Origin of the sequence: Bacillus haikouensis, assembly GCF_013179555.1 — a bacterium.
GTDB classification, from domain to species: Bacteria; Bacillota; Bacilli; order Bacillales; family Bacillaceae_B; genus Rossellomorea; species Rossellomorea haikouensis_A.
Genome location: NZ_JABMCR010000292.1, coordinates 1 through 4,808 on the forward strand (window position 1 = coordinate 1; position 4,808 = coordinate 4,808).

The 4,808-nt window shown below is 44.1% G+C and carries 6 protein-coding genes and 1 pseudogene; all 7 read right to left on the reverse strand.

Going from position 1 to position 4,808, the window contains the following annotated elements:
• Nucleotides 1-762: peptidoglycan recognition protein family protein (locus tag HP456_RS19925; RefSeq protein ID WP_172254344.1), on the reverse strand; the 762-nt coding region annotated here is incomplete at its 3' end.
• 123 nt (nucleotides 763-885) lie between these two features.
• A complete protein-coding gene (locus HP456_RS19930; protein WP_312857798.1) occupies nucleotides 886-1,167 on the reverse strand; it encodes a phage holin in 282 nt (93 codons plus the stop codon).
• A gap of 3 nt (nucleotides 1,168-1,170) precedes the next feature.
• The gene (locus HP456_RS19935; protein ID WP_246289286.1) at nucleotides 1,171-1,449 is read right to left on the reverse strand and encodes a hemolysin XhlA family protein; all 279 of its coding nucleotides are present in this window, start codon (nucleotides 1,447-1,449) and stop codon (nucleotides 1,171-1,173) included.
• A 70-nt stretch (nucleotides 1,450-1,519) separates the two neighbouring features.
• Nucleotides 1,520-1,657: an XkdX family protein gene (locus HP456_RS19940; RefSeq protein WP_172254348.1), complete on the reverse strand. Its 138-nt coding sequence runs from the start codon at nucleotides 1,655-1,657 to the stop codon at nucleotides 1,520-1,522.
• A 1-nt stretch (nucleotide 1,658) separates the two neighbouring features.
• Nucleotides 1,659-1,850: a hypothetical protein gene (locus tag HP456_RS19945; protein WP_172254350.1), complete on the reverse strand. Its 192-nt coding sequence runs from the start codon at nucleotides 1,848-1,850 to the stop codon at nucleotides 1,659-1,661.
• Nucleotides 1,819-2,211, reverse strand: coding sequence for a hypothetical protein (locus HP456_RS19950; RefSeq protein WP_172254352.1), 393 nt, complete (start codon nucleotides 2,209-2,211; stop codon nucleotides 1,819-1,821). Before HP456_RS19950 ends, HP456_RS19945 begins: the two co-directional genes overlap by 32 nt.
• A 19-nt stretch (nucleotides 2,212-2,230) precedes the next feature.
• Nucleotides 2,231-4,808 (reverse strand): annotated as a pseudogene (locus HP456_RS19955) (hypothetical protein); the annotation flags it as partial.

Sequence of the window (4,808 nt, forward strand, 5' to 3'; positions counted from 1 at the left end):
ATTCGATGCAGTAAGATAGTACGTTTCTCCCTTACTATTTTTAACCTCGTATTGCCACGCATCGTCCACTCTTACTTTACGCACAGTCTGCGGGAATCCATACCCTTTAGGTAAATGTCCTGCAACATCTTCATCTTTCCAGGAAGGCTTGGAGTAGTATCTTAAGTCGTCCACCTTTGAGCGAACCCAGTTTGTTTTTTGTGAGTCTGTATTTTCTTCTGCTACCTCTACTACCGCAGGCTTCTTGGGAGGGATGACAACTTTCGAATCAGTCAGCTCCAGTAACTCTTTCCACAGATTAGGATTAGACACCATTGGAGCCGGGCAGTTCTTTCCGGTGACATCAAAATGGCGAACAAAACGATTTTTAGTATCTTTCAGCTGTTTGAACTTCTTCTGCAGATACTGATTTACTAGAGCTGTTCTTGAAATCGTGTCCGGATGGATAGTTCCATCTTCCTCAACGCACATTTCCACATGGATGCAAAGTAAGTTAGCGTTCCCTTCACCGTCAATTGTCGGATAACGTGAATCTGTTGCTCTGAGCGTTTGTAGCTTGAGTCCAGCCGTACCACCGTCATTTCCACCGAATGTTCCTTCATCTAGTGGAATTAATTCCAATGCTTTGTGGCGATCAACAAAAATATGAGCACCTGCATAGCGTTTGATACGAATGACCGTTTCATTAAAATACCGCCAGTGATCTTCTGCATTTGCGCCATAGTTAGCTGTCCAATGTTCAATGACTGCTTGTTGATCCAAAAGTTTATAACCGGGTCTCGAATATTTATTCTTTTTGATGTGCTTTATCTGGTAATTGAGTTTAACCACTTAGTATCTCTCCCTTTTATTTGATATAAGAAAAAGCCCTCCTGAAGGAGAGCTCTACTTGTCACTTGGTTTTTCATATGACCTTGCTCTGAAGCTATCTCCAATCCCTTTAACGGTCGGGTCGGTCACGGCATTAAACACAGACCACAGGGTGATGGCTAATAGATACGGATTGGTAAATGCGTTGATGAACAAGGTACCTACAGAGTTCCATGATGTAAGATCCTCCATTTCCATCCCTTTATATGCTAACAGTGGTAAGAATAAGGCGCCGAATACCTGCAGCCAAAATGTCTTGTTTCGAAATCTGATTTTCCAGTTGATCAATGTAATCACTCCTTATTTTTGAATAAAGCCATAAAAAATAGCAATCGCTCCTCCAATAATTCCGGAACTGATTGCCGTTATGATGGCACCTGTAATTTTCCTTTTAATCCACGTAGTATTTTCATCGATCTTATTTAAAGTGGTATTCAACGTGGTAATTTGCTCATCATGTCTTGTGGTCGTGGTTTTCAAGTCACTTACTTCTTTTTCAAGTATTTTGATATCGCTTTTCATTTCCACAATGTCTTTTTCATAATGATTCATGGACGGTGCCTCCTCTGTTTGCTGCAACGGAAACGCCCCCTCTCTTTCTTTTTCATGAATACCGGACCACCTCCTTAAGAAAAAATAAAAAGAACCTTTACATTGTCGGGTAAGGTTCTCCTACTATCTCTTCGTACTGTGCTGCGTTTATCTTTTCACACTCAACAGCTATTTCCACTTGCTCTTTTGTCCAGAACATCGGGTACCACCCTTTAATATGTTTGTACCAATCCACTCTATACCACACCTTTCGTCATCAATGTATAGAGAAGATCGGCCTGCTGTTGCTGACTCTCCTGGAGAGCTGCCGTTGTGGTCATGACTTCGAATGCCAGTTCTGCGTTCTGTGTCTGCAGCTGATTCACTTCTTGTGAAAGGCTTCTGTCGGCATCATGATTACCGCGCTGGATTTTCGGGCTCAACTTCATCAGGTACCACCCCCGGTTCGATGTTTTCTTTTTTATTGATAGGGAACACGGTCAAAATCGAGTTAGGGATATCTAGCCACACGTACGTATGAATTAGGTTTCCTTCGCCTTCATATACGGGGAATCCGCCGATAGCCTGTATTAACTCATACGCATAATCACCACCGTTGTTTACGACGAATAATCCGTACACGGAGTCAGTTCCCGGATCGACATCAAAGCTAACCTCCGGGAACTCGTGTCTGCTTCCTCTATCGACGAAAATGCCGGCGGATACGGTAACGGTAGACCTTTCGAAACTAACATCAAGGTCCTCCGTCCACCTTCGCCTGTTATTGCATGGTTGAAACTTAAACTCCATTCGTTTTCCTCCTTATTATTTAGTCCGCCTCGTAGACCACCATTAAGTTAATATCGATTGTAGTCCCACTACGATCACGGTTAGCCGGGTTACCAAGGTATATTTGGAACCCTGTGGAGCTCACGTTGTAAACCCTAGCATTAAAGTAGGTAGAGTTGCCGTTGTACGGCTGGGCATAAACCATAAAAATGTTTTCAGCCCCGCTAAACGAGAAGTTCTGCGGACCGAAGTAGTTGTTTGTGTAGGTGCCTGCGGTAATTTTGGTGCGCCCGAACCACACTGAAACGTTACCTTCAAGAGATCCGTGCGTACTTGTTATCTCACCTTCAAGCTTAGCCCCTATAGCAGCAAAATAACCACTTGACTGTGAGCCTAACATTGTTTTCTGTGGGAGCCACGCCTCGTCTGTTTCCACTCGTGTGTATGAGTTACCGTCAGCCCCTGTATCTATTTTTAGAAGGCGATCATTCGAACCTGTACCTGACCCTTGATATTGCCATACCTCGAATCCCGTCCTATGGTCAGTAGCTGGGTCTAAGTTAGCCCTTCCCGTGTACACGAAAACACCGGACCAACGAACACCGTTAGTGTCTGTGTCGTTAATTAGTTGTATTGCCGGCACATTACCGTCAGCAGTACCACCGGTCATTGTAGATTTTAACCATAACCGCCCATCGTCGTAAGTAGGTCGATTGCTCCCGACTAGTCTTGTAATCCTATTGGTGTAATCGAGCGTCAACCACGGCATTGAAACGGCTCCCGTCGACTTGAATCCGAGTTTTAAGTGGTCGTTACAACTGTGGATATCGAGCCCGGGAGCCCCGTCACCTAAGTCGTAACCGTCTCGTATGTTTCCGACTATAGTCCCCGAGTCGTCGTAAATACGCAGCCCTTCTTCGTCTGCTCGTAACACTTGAGTGCCGTTGCGGAACGTTTGTAAAACTCCGTTGTTTAGAATGGCCTTACTTCCGAGTCCATTGTCGGAAGTCAACGAAGAACCCTCGATAACAGCTCCTGAGACCTTTCCTTTAAATGTTCCGTTTGCACCGACAAGCTCACCGGCAAACTTGATATTTCCAGAAGTATCAAAGTACAGGACATTTTGCCATGAGTGACTTGTTGAAGCTCTTCGTTGGATAACGTACCCCAGAGTTGAATTGGAAACTGTCCGAACCAAACCGTCACCTCTAGCAGATACAAATCCATCTTGATTCGTAATACTTACTCCGTTATATGTTTGACCTTTCATCACAGCGTTTTGATCAGCATAATCTTCGGCATCTGATAAGGCATCCAGGTATGCTGCTTCTGAAACTGCATCTGCATGCCCTTTAGCATTCTGCTCTGCATCTTCAGCTCTTTCAAAAGCATTGTCTGCTTTTTCTGTCGCTGTTCCATCCATATCAACACTAACCTCATAAACGGAATATCCAGAAGGAATATTTCCACTAGTCCAGTCGACTCCTATCCAACCAGTCGTTTGGACATTTTCAGTAATATAACAATGAGAACTAGTAGGATATCTGCTTGTGTTTACATAAACTTCAAGATATACATCATCATAAGTTGTGTTAGTTAAGATCCTCGCTTTACTAAACGGAATGGATGAACTATATCGTGAAGAAGAAATAACAGATATCTTCGGATTATTATTGTAATTTACAGTTGCTTCAAAACTAACAGTTTGATGATTACCCGAAGTTCGATCGACAAGGATAAACTTCGCGTACGCTCGGCTGCCGTTGTTGACGGCAATTCGATACCAGCCTCCCGAACTTAATGCATTGTAATAATAGAAGTTATTACCGATGGTAGAAAACTTGTCTGAGAAGCTAGTATTATCATTTATCTCATTTGGCCCGATTGGTCCTTCCGGTCCCTGTGGCCCACGATCTCCTTTTGGTCCTTGTTCACCAGTAGTACCTTTCTCACCTTGATCTCCTTTAATTTTCGTCCAACTATATTTACTTGAGTCGCTACTATCTACAGAAGAGAAATCTGTATAGGTTCCTATATAGAGCTTATTAGTAGAATCAATAGTAGAAAATCCCGATGTCCCTGTAGAGTTATTAGCCCAAGCCGTGTGGAAGTAAGGGGTCCTTCCATCGTCTCCTGGAGGTCCAGGAATCCCCTGCTCTCCATCTGCTCCTTTGATGAGAGTCCATCTATAAGATGCGGGGTTCGTTGAATCATCTTGGTTAGAATCAACGTAAATACCCATGTATGCCTTATTTAAAGAGTCACTTACAGAGAATTCAACTGTACCGTCAGCACTGTTGGCATAAGCTACATGAGTGAAGGATGACTCACCATCAGCTCCTGGCTCTCCTGGGATTCCCTGATCGCCTTGAGGTCCTTGCAACCCTCGCAAGCCTTGTTCTCCCTGTGGTCCTTGAGGACCCTCCGGACCCATCGGTCCCTTTTCCCCCTGTTCTCCGTCAAAGATACTTGTAATGGTGATCCGTCCGATTGAAAGAAGTGAATTCTGGATGACATCCACAGTAAACGTCGCTTTCTCATCGATGTCCGCTGCGGTAACAGCAAGGTCCTTCCCGGTATAGTTAAAACCTGAAACCGGTATTCCATTCTTGTCGCGC

Coding starts and splice junctions, on each gene's coding strand:
- HP456_RS19945 (WP_172254350.1), bottom strand. CDS start 1,850: ATGAAGTTGAGCCCGAAAATCCAGCGCGGTAATCATGATGCCGACAGA.
- HP456_RS19950 (WP_172254352.1), bottom strand. CDS start 2,211: ATGGAGTTTAAGTTTCAACCATGCAATAACAGGCGAAGGTGGACGGAG.